Annotated in this window: 15 protein-coding genes; 8 read left to right on the top strand and 7 right to left on the bottom strand. The window is 72.0% G+C overall.

All coding sequences use genetic code 11. The annotated features are described in order from the left end of the window. Nucleotides 1-143: 143 nt before the first annotated feature. Complete coding sequence (locus ACH4D5_RS17315; protein ID WP_362998070.1) at nucleotides 144-581, bottom strand: MarR family transcriptional regulator; 438 nt, start codon at nucleotides 579-581, stop codon at nucleotides 144-146. 143 nt (nucleotides 582-724) lie between these two features. Between ACH4D5_RS17315 and ACH4D5_RS17310 the strand changes: the two genes are divergently transcribed. After that, nucleotides 725-907, top strand: a complete 183-nt coding sequence (locus tag ACH4D5_RS17310) for a ribbon-helix-helix protein, CopG family (protein ID WP_362998072.1) — start codon at nucleotides 725-727, stop codon at nucleotides 905-907. A gap of 11 nt (nucleotides 908-918) precedes the next feature. On the opposite strand, the gene ACH4D5_RS17305 is transcribed toward ACH4D5_RS17310, so the two are convergent. Beyond that, nucleotides 919-2,367, bottom strand: a complete 1,449-nt coding sequence (locus ACH4D5_RS17305; RefSeq protein WP_398303014.1) for an NCS2 family permease — start codon at nucleotides 2,365-2,367, stop codon at nucleotides 919-921. A gap of 212 nt (nucleotides 2,368-2,579) precedes the next feature. Here ACH4D5_RS17305 and ACH4D5_RS17300 point away from each other — a divergent pair, with 212 nt between their 5' ends. Both ACH4D5_RS17300 and ACH4D5_RS17295 read left to right on the top strand, forming a co-directional pair. Beyond that, a complete protein-coding gene (locus ACH4D5_RS17300; protein WP_398303012.1) occupies nucleotides 2,580-2,837 on the top strand; it encodes a DUF2530 domain-containing protein in 258 nt (85 codons plus the stop codon). Nucleotides 2,838-2,954: 117 nt separating this feature from the next. Next, on the top strand, nucleotides 2,955-5,357 hold the full coding sequence (locus ACH4D5_RS17295) for an HAD-IC family P-type ATPase (protein WP_398303010.1): 2,403 nt from the start codon (nucleotides 2,955-2,957) through the stop codon (nucleotides 5,355-5,357). Nucleotides 5,358-5,383: 26 nt separating this feature from the next. Here ACH4D5_RS17295 and ACH4D5_RS17290 read toward each other — a convergent pair whose 3' ends face one another. The 3 genes from ACH4D5_RS17290 to ACH4D5_RS17280 all read right to left on the bottom strand — a co-directional run bounded on the left by ACH4D5_RS17290 (nucleotide 5,384) and on the right by ACH4D5_RS17280 (nucleotide 11,222). After that, on the bottom strand, nucleotides 5,384-6,223 hold the full coding sequence (locus tag ACH4D5_RS17290; RefSeq protein ID WP_398303008.1) for a DUF5707 domain-containing protein: 840 nt from the start codon (nucleotides 6,221-6,223) through the stop codon (nucleotides 5,384-5,386). A gap of 209 nt (nucleotides 6,224-6,432) precedes the next feature. Then, nucleotides 6,433-9,627 carry a molecular chaperone Hsp90 gene (locus ACH4D5_RS17285; protein WP_398303006.1) on the bottom strand — a complete coding sequence of 1,065 codons (3,195 nt, stop codon included), beginning with the start codon at nucleotides 9,625-9,627 and terminating at the stop codon, nucleotides 6,433-6,435. Between the two features lie 656 nt (nucleotides 9,628-10,283). Beyond that, nucleotides 10,284-11,222 carry a DUF3027 domain-containing protein gene (locus ACH4D5_RS17280; protein WP_398303004.1) on the bottom strand — a complete coding sequence of 313 codons (939 nt, stop codon included), beginning with the start codon at nucleotides 11,220-11,222 and terminating at the stop codon, nucleotides 10,284-10,286. Nucleotides 11,223-12,135: 913 nt separating this feature from the next. Here ACH4D5_RS17280 and ACH4D5_RS17275 point away from each other — a divergent pair. The 4 genes from ACH4D5_RS17275 to ACH4D5_RS17260 all read left to right on the top strand — a co-directional run bounded on the left by ACH4D5_RS17275 (nucleotide 12,136) and on the right by ACH4D5_RS17260 (nucleotide 15,746). Beyond that, complete coding sequence (locus ACH4D5_RS17275) at nucleotides 12,136-13,530, top strand: MFS transporter (protein ID WP_398303741.1); 1,395 nt, start codon at nucleotides 12,136-12,138, stop codon at nucleotides 13,528-13,530. A 101-nt stretch (nucleotides 13,531-13,631) separates the two neighbouring features. Next, entirely contained in the window at nucleotides 13,632-14,141 is a 510-nt protein-coding gene (locus ACH4D5_RS17270) for a DUF2771 domain-containing protein (RefSeq protein ID WP_362999597.1), read from the top strand. Beyond that, nucleotides 14,111-14,869 (top strand): futalosine hydrolase, encoded by a 759-nt coding sequence (locus tag ACH4D5_RS17265; protein ID WP_398303001.1) that lies wholly within the window; start codon nucleotides 14,111-14,113, stop codon nucleotides 14,867-14,869. The genes ACH4D5_RS17270 and ACH4D5_RS17265 overlap by 31 nt, the downstream gene beginning before the upstream one ends. Continuing rightward, on the top strand, nucleotides 14,862-15,746 hold the full coding sequence (locus ACH4D5_RS17260; protein ID WP_398303000.1) for a 1,4-dihydroxy-6-naphthoate synthase: 885 nt from the start codon (nucleotides 14,862-14,864) through the stop codon (nucleotides 15,744-15,746). Before ACH4D5_RS17265 ends, ACH4D5_RS17260 begins: the two co-directional genes overlap by 8 nt. A 19-nt stretch (nucleotides 15,747-15,765) precedes the next feature. Here the strand turns inward: ACH4D5_RS17260 and ACH4D5_RS17255 are convergent, their stop codons facing one another. Then, complete coding sequence (locus ACH4D5_RS17255) at nucleotides 15,766-16,149, bottom strand: cold-shock protein (RefSeq protein WP_362999596.1); 384 nt, start codon at nucleotides 16,147-16,149, stop codon at nucleotides 15,766-15,768. Between the two features lie 192 nt (nucleotides 16,150-16,341). Here ACH4D5_RS17255 and ACH4D5_RS17250 point away from each other — a divergent pair, with 192 nt between their 5' ends. Next, entirely contained in the window at nucleotides 16,342-16,593 is a 252-nt protein-coding gene (locus tag ACH4D5_RS17250) for a hypothetical protein (protein ID WP_398302997.1), read from the top strand. On the opposite strand, the gene ACH4D5_RS17245 is transcribed toward ACH4D5_RS17250, so the two are convergent. Next, nucleotides 16,586-17,215 carry an HAD family hydrolase gene (locus tag ACH4D5_RS17245; protein ID WP_398302995.1) on the bottom strand — a complete coding sequence of 210 codons (630 nt, stop codon included), beginning with the start codon at nucleotides 17,213-17,215 and terminating at the stop codon, nucleotides 16,586-16,588. The genes ACH4D5_RS17250 and ACH4D5_RS17245 overlap by 8 nt on opposite strands. Nucleotides 17,216-17,245: the final 30 nt, after the last annotated feature.

The following is a 17,245-nucleotide window of genomic DNA, read 5'->3' as shown; positions in this document are numbered from 1 at the left end:
CGGGGTCCCCGCCGGTGGCAGGAGTCCCTGCCAGTCGGCAAGAACCCCGCCGGACGGCAGGAGTTCCGTGGGGCGCGGGGGCCCCGCAGGCCCCAGGGGTACCCGCGGGGTACTGACGGGAGTACCCGCAGGTTGCCGCGGGACTACAGGTGGGCGAGCTTTTCCAGGACGGGGGCGGCGGCACGCAGCCGCTCCCACTCGTCCTGGTCGAGGTGCTCGACCAGACCCGCGAGCCAGGCGTTCCGCTTGCGGCGGCTCTCTTCGAGCATCGCCTCGGCGGTCTCCGTCTGGGTCACCACCTTCTGGCGGCGGTCCTCGGGGTGCGGTTCTAGCCGGACCAGACCCTTGGCCTCCAGCAGGGCCACGATGCGGGTCATCGACGGCGGCTGCACATGCTCCTTGCGGGCGAGCTCGCCCGGGGTGGCGGAGCCGCAGCGGGCGAGGGTGCCGAGCACCGACATTTCGGTGGGGCTCAGCGACTCGTCGACCCGCTGGTGCTTGAGTCGACGGGACAGGCGCATCACAGCGGAGCGCAAGGCGTTCACGGCGACGGCGTCGTCACCATGGGAGAGGTCCGGCATGTTTGTTAGCGTAACTCATTACCCTAGCTAAGGACCACTCGGTTTTCCCCACTTCCCACGCCGCACCATTTCGTCACCCGAACGAGTGAGGTGACTTCCGAAAGCGACGCGCGGCCCGCGGGGCGCCCGGGACGCTGTCCCGCATGGGATCGCCAGTGCTCAGCCTGCGCATAGACGGTGAGCTGCTCGACCGGCTCCGACAGCACGCGGCCAAAAGAGGAATGAGCGTCCAGGACTATGTGGTCCGGACGCTCATTCGGGACGACTTCGACGAACGCTTCAAGACGTCCGTCGAGGAGACGGAGAAGTTCTACGGCGCGGCCTGAACCGCGCACCGCTACGTCAGATCCAGCGCCGGCATCAGGTAGTAGAAGGCGAACACCGCCGACACCGCGTACATCGCGACCGGCACCTCGCGCCCGCGCCCGGACGCGAGCCGCAGCACGGTGAAGGTGATGAAGCCCATGCCGATGCCGTTCGTGATCGAGTACGTGAACGGCATCATCAGCATCGTCACGAACGCCGGGATCGCGATCGTGTGGTCCGCCCAGTCGATCTGCCGGATGGACCCGGACAGGATGAGGAAGCCGACCGCGAGCAGCGCGGGCGTGGCCGCCTGGGACGGCACCATCGTGGCGAGCGGCGTGAGGAACAGCGCGACGGCGAAGAGCCCGCCGGTGACGACGTTCGCGAAGCCGGTGCGCGCCCCCTCGCCGACGCCCGCCGTGGACTCCACGAAGCAGGTGGTGGCGGAAGAGGACGAGGCGCCGCCCGCGGCGACGGCGATGCCGTCGACGAAGAGGACCTTGTTGATGCCGGGCATGTTGCCGTTGGCGTCGGTCAGCTTCGCCTCGTCGCCGACGCCCATGATCGTGCCCATCGCGTCGAAGAAGCACGAGAGCAGCACGGTGAAGACGAAGAGGACGCCGGTCAGGATGCCGACCTTCTCGAACCCGCCGAACAGGCTGATCTCGCCGACGAGCCCGAAGTCCGGCGTCGAGACGGGGTTGCCGGGCCACTCCGGGGTGGTCAGGCCCCAGGAGGGGACGGACGCCAGGGAGTTGATGATCATGGCGACGATCGTCATGACGACGATGCTGATGAGGATGGCGCCCGGCACCTTGCGTACCAGCAGGGCAAGGGTGAGCAGCACGCCGAGCACGAAGACGAGGACGGGCCAGCCGTTGAGGTGCCCGTCGCCGCCCAGCTGCAGCGGGACGGTGGTGTGCGCGGCGTCCGGCATGCGCGAGACGAAGCCGGAGTCGACGAGGCCGATCAGCATGATGAAGAGGCCGATGCCGATCGCGATGCCCTTGCGCAGACCGAGCGGGACGGCGCTCATCACGCGCTCCCGCAGGCCGGTCGCGACGAGCAGCATCACCACGAAGCCGGCGAGCACGACCATGCCCATCGCGTCGGGCCACGACATGCGGGGCGCGAGCTGGAGGGCGACGACGGTGTTCACGCCGAGGCCCGCGGCGAGCGCGATCGGGACGTTGCCGATGACGCCCATGAGGAGCGTGGTGAAGGCGGCGGTGAGCACGGTCGCGGTGACCAGCTGCTTGTTGTCGAGCTGGTGCCCGTACATGTCCTTCGCGCTGCCCAGGATGATCGGGTTCAGCACGACGATGTAGGCCATCGCGAAGAAGGTGGCGAAGCCGCCGCGGACCTCCCTGGCCAGGGTCGAGCCCCGCTCCGTGATCTTGAAGAACTTGTCGATGCCGCCCTGCGGGGACTGCGGCTGCGGCGTTTTGGCGTCGACCGGGGCGCTGGCCGAGGGAGACATGCGTGACCTCATGAACTCAGAGAAAGGAATGATCGTTAAGCGGCGGCTACGGACCGACCATTGGGGCGAGTTGTTTCTTCGTACGAAAGCAATCGGCCATTAACGAGCCGTTTCAGTATGAATACATGAGAGCGAAATCGCTATCTCCGCGCGTAGACCCTTGCCGGGCAACGGGTGTACGGGACGCCCACCCCGCCTCGTAAGGTGTACTCATGGCGAAGTGGACCCCACAGCACGAGGCGCCGGAGCCCCTTGAGGGCCCCGTGGTCGCCACCATCACGGGCGGCACGATCCTCTGGTTCGTCCTCTTCCTGGTCCAGCTCCCGTTCTACGGCTGGTTCGACGACCGCGACGCGACCTGGTGGGTGTGGACCTGCCTGGCCGGCGCGGGCCTCGGCCTCATCGGCATCTGGTACGTACGGGGACGCGACGCCGCGATCAAGAGGGCGAAGGCCACCCAGCCCCAGTAGGAAGGTCACCCGGCCCCAGCGGTCCGTACAACCACGGGACGGTACGACTCCTACCCTGGTCGGATCTTTGGGGCATTCAAGGGGTGAAGCCCCAGGACCACCCTTACCGTCGAATGCATGACGCATATCGACGCGGGCGCCGAGCTCGATCCGGTCCACCCGGTGCCGCCGCCCAAAGGGCGGGCCACCGGCCTGACCACCGCGGAGGTCGCCGAGCGGGTCGCCCGCGGCGAGGTCAACGACGTACCGGTCCGCAGCTCCCGCTCCCTGGGCGAGATCATCCGGGCCAACGTCTTCACCCGCTTCAACGCCATCATCGGCGTCCTCTGGGTGATCATGCTCTTCGTGGCGCCGATCCAGGACAGCCTCTTCGGCTTCGTCATCGTCGCCAACACCGGCATCGGCATCATCCAGGAGTGGCGCGCCAAGAAGACCCTGGACTCGCTCGCCGTCATCGGCGAGGCGAAACCCACCGTCCGGCGCGACGGCAGGGCGGCGGAGATCTCCACCTCCGAGATCGTCCTCGGCGACGTGGTGGAGCTCGGCCCCGGCGACAAGATCCCGGTGGACGGCGAGGCCGTCGAGACCGACAGCCTGGAGGTCGACGAGTCGCTCCTGACCGGTGAGGCCGACCCGGTCGTCAAGAAGCCCGGCGACAAGATGATGTCCGGCTCGTTCGTGGTCGCGGGCGGCGGCGCCTTCACCGCCACCAAGGTCGGCCGCGAGGCGTACGCCGCGCAGCTCGCCGAGGAGGCCAGCCGCTTCACGCTCGTCCACTCCGAGCTGCGCTCCGGCATCTCCACGATCCTCAAGTACGTGACGTGGCTGATGGTCCCCACCTCCATCGGCCTGGTGATCTCCCAGCTCGTCGTCAAGGACGACAACTTCAAGGAGTCCATCGCGTACACCGTCGGCGGGATCGTCCCCATGATCCCCGAGGGGCTCGTCCTCCTCACCTCGGTGGCCTTCGCGATCGGCGTGATCCGCCTCGGCCGCAAGCAGTGCCTCGTGCAGGAGCTCCCCGCGATCGAGGGCCTGGCCCGCGTCGACACCGTCTGCCTCGACAAGACAGGCACCCTCACCGAGGGCGGCATGGACGTCACCGAGCTGCGCATGCTGAACGGCAGCGACGAGGGTTACGTCCGCAAGGTCCTCGGCGCCCTCGGCGAGTCGGACCCCCGGCCCAACGCCTCGCTCCAGGCGGTCATCGACGCCTACCCCGACAGCGAGGAGTGGCGCTGCACCGAGTCCCTGCCCTTCTCCTCGGCCCGCAAGTACAGCGGCGCCTCCTTCAGCGAGGGCGACGGCACGGAATCGACCTGGCTGCTCGGCGCGCCCGACGTCCTGCTGCCCGACGGCGACGCGTCCCTCACCGAGGTCGAGGAGCTCAACCAGCAGGGCCTGCGCGTCCTGCTGCTCGCCCGCGCGAGCGGCGCCCTCGACGACCCGGACGTCGCCTCGGGGGCCCGGGCCACCGCGCTGGTCGTCCTCGAACAACGGCTGCGCCCCGACGCCGCCGACACCCTGCGCTACTTCGAGGAGCAGGACGTCGCCGCCAAGGTCATCTCCGGTGACAACGCCGTCTCGGTGAGCGCGGTCGCCGGCAAGCTCGGCCTGCCCGGCGCGGAGAACACCGTGGACGCGCGCAAGCTGCCCGCCGAGCGGGACGAGATGGGCGAGGCCCTCGACGACAACTCCGTCTTCGGCCGCGTCACCCCGCAGCAGAAGCGCGACATGGTGGGCGCGCTCCAGGCACGCGGCCACACGGTCGCGATGACGGGCGACGGCGTCAACGACGTCCTGGCCCTCAAGGACGCCGACATCGGTGTCTCGATGGGCTCAGGCTCGGAGGCCACGCGCGCGGTCGCCCAGATCGTCCTGCTCAACAACAGCTTCGCGACGCTGCCGTCCGTCGTCGCCGAGGGCCGCCGCGTCATCGGCAACATCACCCGTGTCGCCACGCTGTTCCTGGTCAAGACCGTCTACTCAGTGATCATCGCGCTGCTCGTGGTCTGCTCGCAGGTCGAGTACCTCTTCCTGCCGCGCCACCTGACGCTGCTCTCCACCCTCACGATCGGCGTTCCCGCCTTCTTCCTCGCCCTCGCCCCCAACAAGGAGCGCGCGAAGCCGCACTTCGTCCGCAGGGTCATGCGGTACGCGATCCCGGGCGGCGTCATCGCGGGCGTCGCGACCTTCCTGACGTACATCCTGGCCCGGCACCACTACGACGGCGCGGGCGCGCGGGAAGCCGAGACCAGCGCGGCGACCCTGGCGCTGTTCCTGATCGCCATGTGGGTGCTCGCCATCATCGCCCGCCCCTACACGTGGTGGCGGATCGGCCTCATCGGCGCGATGGGTCTCGGCTTCCTGCTCGTGCTCACCGTGCCCTGGCTCCAGGACTTCTTCCAGCTGAAGCTGGTGGGCACGACGATGCCGTGGGCGGCGGTCGCGATCGCGGCGGTGGCCTCACTCGCCATCGAGGTCGTGTACCGCGTGGTGGACCGCCGCTTCCCCGCCTGACGGCGGACGGCTGCTACCGGCGGCTGCTACTGGACGTCGACGAAGTCGCTGGCCGAGGTCACCGACGGGGTCGTGGACGTGCCCGCGAAGACGTAGCGGTAGTAGCCGTCGGCGGAGGCCGTCACCGTGGTCTTCAGGTTGCCCTTGGTGTCGGACTTGACCGTCTTGAGGGTGGTGTAGCTGGTGGCACCCTTCTTCTTGTACTGCAGCTTCACGTCCTGCTTGGTGTAGCCGGCGTACTTCGAGGTGTCCCAGTTGGCGCGCGTCAGGGCGCCGGTGACCGTGAGGGTCTTGCCCTTCTTGATGGGCTCGGGGGAGGCGTTGGTGGTGAGCTTGGCGGCGCGCTTCACCGAGACGCTGGTCGGGTACGAGTCCTGCTGGACGTGGTCGCCGTCCTTGCCCTGCGCAATCGTCCAGACCTTCCACTTGCCGGCCAGGATGTTGCTGTAGATGTTCACGTTCGGGTCGGCGACGACCGTGACGGTGCAGGTCGAGGTGGTCGCGTCCACAGCCGTGCAGTCGCCGCTCTCGGTCTCGGGGACCATCGAGCCGTCGATGTTGTCCTCGTCGAAGGACGTGCCGTGCCACAGGAACGCCACGGCGTCCTCGATGCCGGACGGGTCCGTCGCGGTGACGGCGATCTTGACCGTCTTCTTGGCGGAGGTGCCGACCACGATGTCCTTGCCGCCGTTGACGGTGATCTTCGTGATCTTGGTGTCGCCCACGGCCACGTCGGCCGGAGCCTTGGCGACGAAGGAGGAGAGGTTCGGAGCCTTCGGGGCGTCGTCGGCCTGGGCAGCCGGGACGGCGAGTGCGGAAAGGGCCAGGGTGCCGGACAGTGCGGCCACGGTGGCACGGATGCGCATGTGTTTCCCCAGTTGGAGAAGGGGGCCTCGCGGTGCATTGCCGTCACGCGAGGCCCAAGTGATCTAGGAGTCTGTTGACTCGCAAGATCAGACACGCCACCGAGGCGAACGGTTGTACGACGGGTGAAGGAAATGTGACCGCGTTACGGAATGCCCTGTTCCGCCCCCCTGAGGTCAGGGCGGAACAGTCCATTCCGAGCTGCGCCGCGTCAGTCGAACCAGCGGTCCCGTGCCAACTCCGCCGTCCGTGAGGGATCTTCGAGCAGCGCCGCCACCTCGAACCGGCGCGGCCACTGGCCCGCCGCCCAGGCGAGACCCGCCGCGACACCCTCCACGGTCGCCGCGTGCACGACACCGTCCGGGGTGCGGCGCCAGTCCAGCTCCACGCCACCCGCGACCAGTTCGTCGTACTCGACGTACGTCTCCGGAGTCGCCGCCCCGAGCAGGGTCCGCACCGACTCCGGCACCGCGTGCTCGACGCCCTCCCCCGACGGCTCCACGGCCGCCGTCTCGCTCAGCCGCCGCACCTGGAACAGCTCCGCCAGGTCCCCCGCCCTGCCGGGCCGCACGGGCAGCAGCGCCACACCGCCGGCCAGCGGCAGCAGATCGGGCGCGTCGGCGACCACCGCGTCCGCCGCGTCGACCACCACGACCTCGCCGTCCACCACCGCGCGCAGCTCGTCCGGGAGGGTCACCTGCTCCGGGTCGAGATCGGCCAGCGCCCCGTACAGGGCGTGCAGTTGCGCGGCCGTGACGGTCCTGTCCGGGTCCGCGAGACGGTCGAGCAGTTCGGCCGCGCCGCCCGGCTCCGCCAGGAGTGCGGCCACGGACGTCCGTACGCCCAGCGCCCGCAGCACCTGCTCGTCGCCGAACCCGGACGCGTCCGCCGCGTCGTAGAGCCCGGCGAGCAGCGGATCGCCGCCCGCCGCGCGCAGTCCGGCGGGCCGGCGGCCGTCGAGGACCGGGTGGCCGCGCAGCCACCACGCCGCGTACGAACGGACCGTCTCCGTCGTCCCGTCCGGCAGCAGCACCCGCAACGGCTGCGTCAGCGCGTCCCGCAGCGGCGGGCGCGACAGCATCGCCAGCGCCTGCGGCCAGCAGTCGTCGTCGACCAGGTCGAGATCCCGCACGGCGACGATCTCCGTGGCCACCGGCGGCACCGGAGTCTCCGGCAGCCGGTCGAGGACGTCCTCGCACCACACGTCCACGGCGTCGAGCAGACCCGCGTCGTCCGGCTCGGCGAAGTCGCCCTCGCGGGGCTCCAGTTCGTCGGGGTCGAGGACGACATCGGTGGCGCGTACGAGAGCGAACGTGGCGAGCACACCGCAGGCGGCGAGCGGCTGCTCCCCCCACCGCTCCGCCAACTCCTCGTCGACAAGAGCCACTTCACCCTCCCGCATGACCTGCGCGAAAGGACTGCCCGGCAGGACGAGCTCGCCCGCCGGGGAGAGCTCGCCGTCCTCGTCGGGCAGCGCGAGGGCGGCCAGCCACGGCTCGTCGCCCGGGGCGAGGTTCGCGTCCCGCACGAGCGCGAGCACGACGTCCGCAAGCTCCTCGGCGTCCAGCGCGTCCTCGTCCCACGTGTCGTCGTCGAGGGACGCGGCCACGGCCGCCCGGACCTGCGGCGTCGTGAGGACGGCGCGGGGCGTCGCGGGCAGCGCGCCGAGCTTCTCCAGGAGCGGGTGGACGGCGTCCGGGTGGGCGACCTTCAGACCGAGGCGGGCCAGGGACGCCGGGTCGCGCTCGTCCCCGGACGCGGGAAGCAGAACCTGCCGGGGTCCGATGGTGGTACGGCTGTCGGCCAACGGCACCGGCAGCCCGGACAGCCGGTCCGGGTCGACCCCCGCCAGGGTGTCGTACAGCCGCCGCCACCAGCCCGGCTCCCGCTCGAGACCCGCGAGACGGTCGATCGCCTCGGTCAGCGGAATGCGCGCGACACCGAGCGTGCGCAGTTCGGCACGGCGCTCGAGACCCGCGGGCAGCAGGCTCGGCAGCACCTCGGCGAGCACCCGGACGGTGTCCGCCCCTGCGCCCTCCACGACCTCCGCGTCCCGCGGCCGCAGGACCTCCGGCAGCTCGTCCTCCTCGCCCTCGGCGCGGGGCAGGGCCGGCGGCAGGAAGGCGGTGCGGGGCAGCCGGTCCAGGATGGCCTGCCGCAGCGCGCCGTCCAGCTCGCTCCTGCCGAGCGGCCCCGGCACCAGGGAGATGATCTCCTCCGTGACCGGCCGCCAGTCGGCGAGCAGCTCCACGTACGCCTCCGCGGCCCGCTCCACCAGGAAGTCGGTCAACGGTCCCGGCGCCGCGTGCCGTCGCGCGGTGTCCAGCGGGAACGACGCGAGGAGCAGCGCCGGTACGCCCAACGGCTCGTCGCTCGGCGTCGGCGCGTGCACGACGGGGCTCGTGCGGGGCCGCTCCGGAGCGCCGTCGCCGCCCGCGGGCACGGCCCACGTCACGGACCAGTACGGGCGCAGCCGCTCCTCGACGGGCCGGTCCTTCAGGAGGGCGGCGTCGAGCGGACCCTGCCGGCTGACGGTGCGCCAGCGGGTGGTGCCCTCCCGGCTGTCCTCGACGATCGTGTACGGGGCCTCGGTCCGGCGGCGCAGGGTGCGGGTCGTCCCGTCCGGCGTCTCGACGGTGACCTCCGCCAGGCCCGGCAGGGCGAGGAGCAGCGCGTCGTCGACGCCGTCGAGCAGCCGCGTCACGAGGTCCTCCGCGGCGGCGTCGCGCAGCGGCAGGATGACGACGGTGTCGTAGCCGGCGGGGGCGGTGCCCTCGGCGGCGAACGGGAGCCGGAGCAGCGGGACGTGGCCGTCCCGCCGCCGTACCTCGTCCCCGAGCCCCGGGCTGAACCTGGCCGTCTCCGCGGCGAGTTCCCGCGCCTCGGAGAGCGACCAGCGGACACCGCCGGTGCGCCCGACGAGGGCGGGTTCGTCGCTGACGGCGAGGACGGCGGCGAACCCGACGCCGTAACGCCCGACGCTGTGCGCTTGCCCTTGCCCGTGCTCCTGCCCGTGCTCCTGCTGTTGCTGTTGCTGTTGCTGTTGCTGTAGCTGTAGCTGCGCCGGGCTCTCCTCCCGCTTCGCGGAAGCCCGGAGGGTGGAGAGCGACTCGACGCCGGCGGCGTCGAGCGGCGCGCCGGTGTTCGCCGCGGCGAGCACCCCGCCGCGCAGCGTCAGCGCCAGCCGGCCCGGCACGCCCGCGCGGGCGGCGGCGTCCGAGGCGTTCTGGGCGAGCTCCACGACGAGACGGTCGCGGTAGCCGCCGAGGGCGAGGTCCTCCTCGGCGTTGGCGTCCTCACGGAAACGGGCCGGCGCCGCCGCCCACGCGTCGAGGACTCCGCGGCGGAGGCGGGCGGTGCCAAAGGGATCAGTACCCTCGGCCGCCGGCCGCACGGTCTTGCTCACGGTCGACTGTCTCCTCTTGTGGTGGCTCTTGGCGCGCGCGTTTCGGTTCCTGGTGATGGTGCTCGGCCTGCGGGCGAACGGTATCGCGTCTCGCTGGGGGCGTCGGGGCAGGACGGGGGCACCCCTTGGGGGGCGCCGCCTTCCCACGGCTCCGCCCGGCAGCCGGAACGCACCACGCCGCTGCGCGGCGACTCTCCCACCCACCCACCCGTTTGCCCGGCACCGCACGGTGGACGTGCTTGCGCCGCTCCGCGGCGGTCTCCCCACCCACCCACCCGTTTACCCGGCACCGCAAAGTGGGCGTACTTGCGCCGCTGCGCGGCAGGAGGCGGGCCGGCTTTCCGCAGTCCGTTCCGTGAGGTGGGCGTTCCTTCGCCGCTGCGCGGCGACTCTCCCACCCACCCACCCGTTTGCCCGGCACCGCATGGTGGGCGTGTTTGTGCCGCTGCGCGGCGGGGTTTCCCGCCCGCCCACCCGTTGGCCCTGGACCGCAGCGTGGGCGTGTTGCGCCGCTGCGCGGCGGGGCCCGGCCCGCCCGCCCCGGGGCGGGATAGAAGGGCGGGTGGGTGGGGAGAACGCCGCGGAGCGGCGACGCGGGGAGGGAAGGTGCAGGGGGAGTGGGGGGGCGCCTCAGCCCCGTTCCACCGCTGCCGGAACTACGAGTGGCCGAGATCCTCCCCCGGCCCCTCCCCACTCACCGACCCGGAATCCGCCGCAGGCCGCAGCGGCAGTACGTCCACCCGCGTCTCGTCCAGAACCGGCGGCGCCGGCCGCGGCGGCTTCGGCATGACCGCGGCCTCCGAGTGCCCACCGCAGCCGTACGACAGCGACACCACGTGCCCGTCCGCCGGCCCGAACTCATTGCCGCAGATACCGAACGCCTGCCCGAGCGAGCCACCGATCCGCACCAGGAACCCACAGCTGACGCACGCCGCGGGCGCCGCCTGCGCCATCGGGGTCTTCGCCCCGTACGCCTCGTCCCAGCGGTCCGCGGCGACATGCAGCCCGTAACGGGACAGCACCCGCGCCCGCCGCATGCCCAGCTCGTCGGCGACCGCCGCGATGGACCCGCGGGCCGGCGCGACCGGCAGCTCCGCCGGCGACACCGGCGTCACGTCGGCGTCCTCCGCCTCGACGAGCTCGGCCATCTCCTCCGACACCGCGGAGTTCGGCGGCGGCTCCTCCTCGCCCGAGTAACCGGGCTCCAGGCGCAGATCCTCCGCGTCCGTCGGCAGCAGGTCGCCCGGCCCCATGTCGCCCGGGCGGAGCCGCTCGCTCCACGGCACCCACTCGGGGGCGAGGAGCGCGTCGGGGCCCGGCAGCAGCACCGTCTCGTCCAGGGTGACGATCTTCGCCCGCGAGGCGCGGGCCACCGTCACGGCCCACCGCCAGCCGCGGTAGCCGAATTCCTTGCACTCGAAGAGGTGTGTGACGACGCGGTCACCCTCGACCACGACCTCGACATGCTCACCGACCACACCGGGCGCGGCGGCCTCCTCGGCCGCGGCGCGCGCCAGGCCGACCGCCTCGGCGCACAGGCGGTCGGGGGTACGCGGGGTGCGCGGGGTACGGCTTCGCGTTGTCGCTGCGCTCACAAGTATCGCTTCTCTCCTACGCCGTCTCACGAGTGCGCCACCCTTACGCGGGGGTACGGACGGAGCGGACCAGAGGGCCGCGTCAACGTCCGCGCCCGACGTTCTCGGGCGCACCTACGTCACCCATTCTGCGGGATGACCGAGAGGCGCGCGGCCAAGAACAACCGCCGCAGGCGCGCTACGCACGCTACCTTCTCCTGGCCCCTGGGCCTACACCGACGTACGCCCCCGCGCCCCGACCCACCCCCGGCCCCCTCCCCCACACCCCCCTCACGCCCACCCCCACATCCCCCTGCACCCCCTCCCCCCGCGTCGCCGCTCCGCGGCGTTTCCCCCACCCACCCGCCCTCCAGCGGCGCAACACGCCCACGCCGCGGCGCGGGGCAAACGGGTGGGCGGGCGGGAAAACCGCCCCGCAGCGGCGGGGCAACGTCCGCCTCACGGACTGCGGAAAGCCGGACCACCTCCCGCCGCGCAGCGGCACAAACACGCCCACGCTGCGGTGCAGGGCAAACGGGTGGGTGGGTGGGGAGACCGCCGCGCAGCGGCGGAGAAGCGCTCGGCTCGGGGACTGCGGCGCGCCGATCGCCCCCGCCGCGCAGCGGCGTACCGCGCCCACGCTGCGGTGCGGGGCAAACGGGTGGGTGGGTGGGAAAACCGCCGCGGAGCGGCGCAAGCACGCCCACCTTGCGGTGCGGGGTGAACGGGTGGGTGGGTGGGAGAACCCGCCGCGCAGCGGCGGGGAGCGGCCCGGCTTGCCGGGTGGGGCGCCTCCCCGCGCAGCGGGGCCCAGGCAGTCGGCGCGGAGGGGCGGTGTGCCGCCGGTGACGGAGGACGCCACGGCTCACAGCCAGTATTCGCACTAGTAGTGCCCCCAAGGGGGCACTATGACGGGGTGGCCCCCACCAGGTCGATGTCCGAAGGAACCGTCTCGCCGGGCCCGGCGAGACGAACCGCCCGTGCGCTGGCCCGCGCCCTCCACCTCCCCTTCACCGGCACCGCCCGAGGCATCCGCAAGGCCACCCACGCCCACGGAGCGGGCGAGTCGGGCCTCGGGAAGCTCATCGAGCTGCACGCCGTGAACGGCGCGGGTGACGTCATGATCACCGTCGCCCTCGCCTCCACCGTCTTCTTCTCCGTGCCGACGGACGAGGCCCGCGGCCGCGTCGCGCTCTACCTCGCCATCACGATGGCACCGTTCACGCTCCTCGCGCCCGTCATCGGCCCGCTCCTCGACCGGCTCCCGCACGGCCGTCGCGCCGCGATGGCCGGCGCCATGCTGGCCCGCGCGCTGCTCGCGCTGGTCCTTTCGGGCGCGGTGGTGACCGGCAGCGTGGAGCTCTATCCCGCTGCGCTCGGCGTGCTGGTCGCCTCCAAGGCGTACGGGGTGGTCAGAAGCGCTGTCGTGCCACGCCTCCTGCCACCGGGGTTCTCCCTGGTCAAGGCCAATTCCCGGGTCACTCTCGGCGGTCTGCTCGCCACCGCGGTCGCGGCGCCCGCCGGTGCGGGGCTACAGGCGCTCGGCCCGCGCTGGCCGCTGTACGGCGCCTTCGTGATCTTCGTCTCCGGGATGTTCCTGTCGTTCTCGCTGCCGCACAAGGTCGACTCGTCGAAGGGCGAGAGCAAGGCCCTCCTCGCGGCCGACGAGGAGCACCTGCATCTGCACGCCCGCGCCGAGGCCGATGCGGACACCTTCCGCAAGCGGCGCCTCGGGCTGCGTACGGTCGGCCCCGCCGTCACCCACGCCCTGGCGGCGAACGCGTCGCTGCGCTGCCTGTCCGGCTTCCTCATCTTCTTCCTGGCGTTCCTGCTGCGGGAGCATCCGCTCGCGGGGCAGAGCGCGGCGGTGTCGCTCGGCATCGTGGGCGTCTCGGCGGGCGCGGGCAACGCGCTGGGCACGGCGGTCGGGGCCTGGCTGAAGTCACGGGCCCCGGAGCTCATCATCGTGACGGTCGTCGCGGTGGTGCTGGGCGTGGCGGTGACGTCCGCGCTGTTCTTTGGAGCGGTGGCCGTCGCCTGTCTCGGCGCGTGCGCGGGCTTCGCGCAGGCGCTGTCCAAGCTGTCCCTGGACGCGCTGATCCAGCGGGACGTCCCGGAGCAGGTCCGCACCTCCGCGTTCGCCCGTTCCGAGACGCTGCTCCAAGTGGCCTGGGTGGTCGGGGGCGCCGTGGGCATCGCCCTGCCGCTGATCGGGACGCTCGGTCTCTCGGTGGCGGCCGGCATAGTCGCGGTCGGCTGGCTCTCGACCGTACGCGGCCTCCTGCTCTCGTCCCGGCACGGCGCCCCCCGCCGCGCCCGGGTGGTGTGAGCCCCCGGGGGACGCGCTCCACGGGCCCGCGGACGCGAGTGGACGGCACGCCGTGCCCCCCGCGTAACAGCACCCCCCGACGCGCCCGATAGCCTTCGCCCATGACCTCCCTGCTCCGCGGCGGAGCCGCGAATGTGAACAGCGCGGTGCGCCGCCGCCGCACCGTGGCCGCCCTTGGCGCCGTCTCCGCCGGATTCCTCGTTCTTTCGGCCTGTGACAAGCCGACGCCGCTGGCCACCGTGACGGTCGGCAGCGACTCGGTGCACACGGAAGCTTCCTGCTACAACGACGGCAAGGAGCTGAAGGAGTCCCAGCTGAAGTCCTGCCTGCAGGACAAGGACGTCAAGACGGTGAAGATCGACCCGGACGAGAAGGTCCGCTTCGGTGTCGACCCGGAGATGGCCGAGAAGGGCTGGACGCTGCTGATGAACGGTCAGCCGCTGACCGAGGCCAGCAAGAAGACGTACGTCGTCATCCCGGGCAGCGTCTTCTTCAACCAGCAGTACGGCGGTGGCGGCAGCAAGTCGACCGTGAGCCTGCTCGAGGGCGGCAAGGGCTCGGAGTCCAAGGCCACGGGTCTGTGGTCGTTCAAGTTCGAGAAGGACTCCTGACCACGTCCGCCCCGCACACCGCGCCCCTCGCGGGCCGCGTCCTCGTCGCCACCGCCGTCCCCGCCGAACGGGACGCGGTGGCCCGAGCGCTGACCGGGAGTCCGGACGCGGCGACCCGCATCGACGTCCTCGCCGTCGGCGTGGGCCCGGCCGCCGCCGCGGCGGGCACGGCGACCGCACTCGCCCGCGCCGCCGCCGCGGACCTGCCCTACGCCCTCGTCGTCTCGGCGGGCATCGGCGGCGGCTTCCCGCCCCACGCGCCCGTCGGCTCACTCGTCGTCGCCGACGAGGTCACCGTCGCCGACCTGGGCGCCGAGACCCCCGACGGCTTCGCGCCGGTCACCGAACTGGGCTTCGGCGCCGTCACACACCGGCCCCCGCCCTCCCTCGTACGGGACGTGGCGGAGGCCTGCGGTGCCGCGACGGGCACCGTCCTCACCGTCTCCACCGTGACCGGCTCCGCCGAGCGCGCCGCCGAGCTGCGGCTGCGCCATCCGCGCGCCCTGGCCGAGGCGATGGAGGGTTTCGGTGTCGCCGAGGCGGCCGCCCTGCACGGCCTGCCCGTCCTGGAGATCCGCGCGGCCTCGAACCCCGTCGGCCCGCGCGACCGCGCCGCCTGGCGGATCGGCGACGCGCTGGCCGCGCTGAGCGACGCGTTCGGGAAGGCCGCGCCGGTACTGAGGAGTTGGAACCCACATGGCAGCACATTCAGCAGCACACATGACTGAGTCCGACGGCCCGGGCCTCGAACGGCCCCTGCGCATCGCGTACTCTCCCTGCCCCAACGACACGTTCGTCTTCGACGCGTGGGCGCACGGCCGGGTGCCGGACGCGCCCGCCCTGGACGTGACGTTCGCGGACATCGACATCACGAACGGCATCGCGGAGAGGGGCCCCGCGGAGTCCGACCTGGACGTCCTGAAGGTGTCGTACGCCGTCCTCCCGTACGTCCTGGACGAGTACGCGCTGCTGCCCTGCGGCGGCGCCCTCGGCCGTGGCTGCGGGCCGCTGGTCCTGACCCGGGAGCCGGGCGTCGACCTGACGGGGAAGACGGTCGCCGTGCCGAGCGAGAAGTCGACGGCGTACCTGCTGTTCCGGCTCTGGGCGGCGGACACCCTCCGCGACGGCGGTGTCGGCGAGATCGTCGTGCTGCCCTTCGACCAGATCATGCCGGCGGTGCGCGACGGCAAGGTCGACGCGGGCCTGGTCATCCACGAGGCCCGCTTCACGTACCGGAACTACGGCCTGCACCGCCTCGCCGACATGGGCGAGCACTGGGAGGCCACGACGGGCCTGCCGATCCCGCTGGGCGCGATCATCGCGAGGCGGAGCCTCGGCACGGCGGCCCTGCGGCACATCGCCGAGTCGGCCCGCACCTCGGTCCGCATGGCCTGGGACGACCCGGAGGCCTCCCGTCCGTACGTCCTGGAGCACGCGCAGGAGATGGACCCGGCGGTGGCGGACCAGCACATCGGCCTGTACGTCAACGAGTTCACCGCCGACCTCGGCGAGGACGGCTACGCGGCGGTCCGCGGGCTGCTGACGCGCGCCGCGGCCGAGGGACTCGTGCCGCCCCTCGGCCCGGACGCTCTGTCGTTCCCCTAGCGGGGCTCCAGTGGGCGCGCTACACGTCCAGCTGGTCCGCGACCGCCCGCAGCAGGCCCGCGATCTTCGCGCCGGACGCCTTGTCGGGGTAGCGGCCCTTCTCCAGCATGGGGGTGATGTTCTCCAGGAGGGTCGTCAGGTCCTGGACGATCGACGCCAGTTCGTCCGGCTTGCGGCGCTGCGCGGCCGCCACCGACGGGGTCGGGTCGAGGATCACGACGGAAAGAGCCTGGTCACCGCGTTGTCCCGCGACCACGCCGAATTCCACGCGCTGGCCGGGCTTGAGTGTGTCGACGCCGGCGGGCAGTACTGAGGAATGCACGAAGACGTCGCCGCCGTCGTCGCGGGAGAGAAAGCCGAAGCCCTTCTCGCTGTTGAACCACTTGACCTTGCCGGTAGGCACGTGAAGTCCTCGTCCTCGTACTCGTCGTACTCGTTTATGCCGGGTCCGCCCGTCCGGAACGGCGGGGCGAAAACGGCTCTGGATAGCACTACAGCGGGTCGCACGACCCGCCGAACCCAAGACTATTGGTCCGGGGGCCGGTGACAAGACGTCCCCGGATTCTTCCTACGCGCTGGGAACTACCCTGGTCGGGTGCGTGACAAAACCCAAGCGAATTCCGCCGGTCCCGGCGATGGCATGGTCCGGACCGGAGCGATCGTCTTCTTCGTCGGAGCCGTGGCCACACTGGTCACGGTGGCCCCGCTGTTCCTGGGCACCGACCCCTTTCCCTCCATCGCGTACGCGGTGTGCATGCTGATGGGCGTCGGCTTCCTCATCGCGGGGATCGGGGTGCTGCGCGGCATCGCCTCCCAACGGCGTCAGGCCAGGTCCGGCGTCAGCTGACGGCGCCACGCGCGGCGTACGCGTCGAGCCAGGCGGGGAACTCCGGCAGCCCGCCGAGGACGACGTCCGCGCCCGCCGCGCGCAGTTCCGCTGCGTCGCACGGTCCGGTCGCCACCGCGACGGAGAGCGCGCCCGCCGTACGCGCGCCGCGTACGTCGCCGGTGTGGTCCCCGACGTACACCGCCGCGTCGTGCTCGCGCAGCGCCGCCGCCTTCGCCTCAGCCCACAGCCAGCCGATGACGGCGTCGGCCTCGATGCCGAGGTGCGACAGGTGCAGCTTCGCGTTGGGCTCGTGCTTGGCGGTCACCACGATCGCACGGCCGCCGTGCGCGTGGACCGCGGCGACGGCCTCGCGGGCGCCGGGCATCGCGAGCGTCGGCTCTATGGCGTGTGTGGGGTAGATCTCACGGTAGAGGTCGGCCGTCTCCTCGATCCTGTCCTCGGGGAACCAGTTCCGCAGCTCCTGCTCCAGCGGCGGGCCGAGCCGCGTGATCGCCAGGTCGGCGTCGACGTACGTCCCCGTCGCCGCGGAGAGCGCCTGGTAGGCGGCCTTGATGCCGGGCCGTGAGTCGATCAGGGTCATGTCGAGGTCGAAGCCGACGGTCAGCGTGTGTGAGCTCATGGGCCCATTCTGCCGACGGCGGCCGCACCG

It is taken from the genome of Streptomyces sp. NPDC018029 (genome assembly GCF_044327655.1).
In the GTDB taxonomy this organism is placed as follows: domain Bacteria; phylum Actinomycetota; class Actinomycetes; order Streptomycetales; family Streptomycetaceae; genus Streptomyces.
The sequence above is the reverse complement of the archived record's forward strand: the minus strand, read 5'-3'. Positions and strand labels throughout refer to the sequence as shown.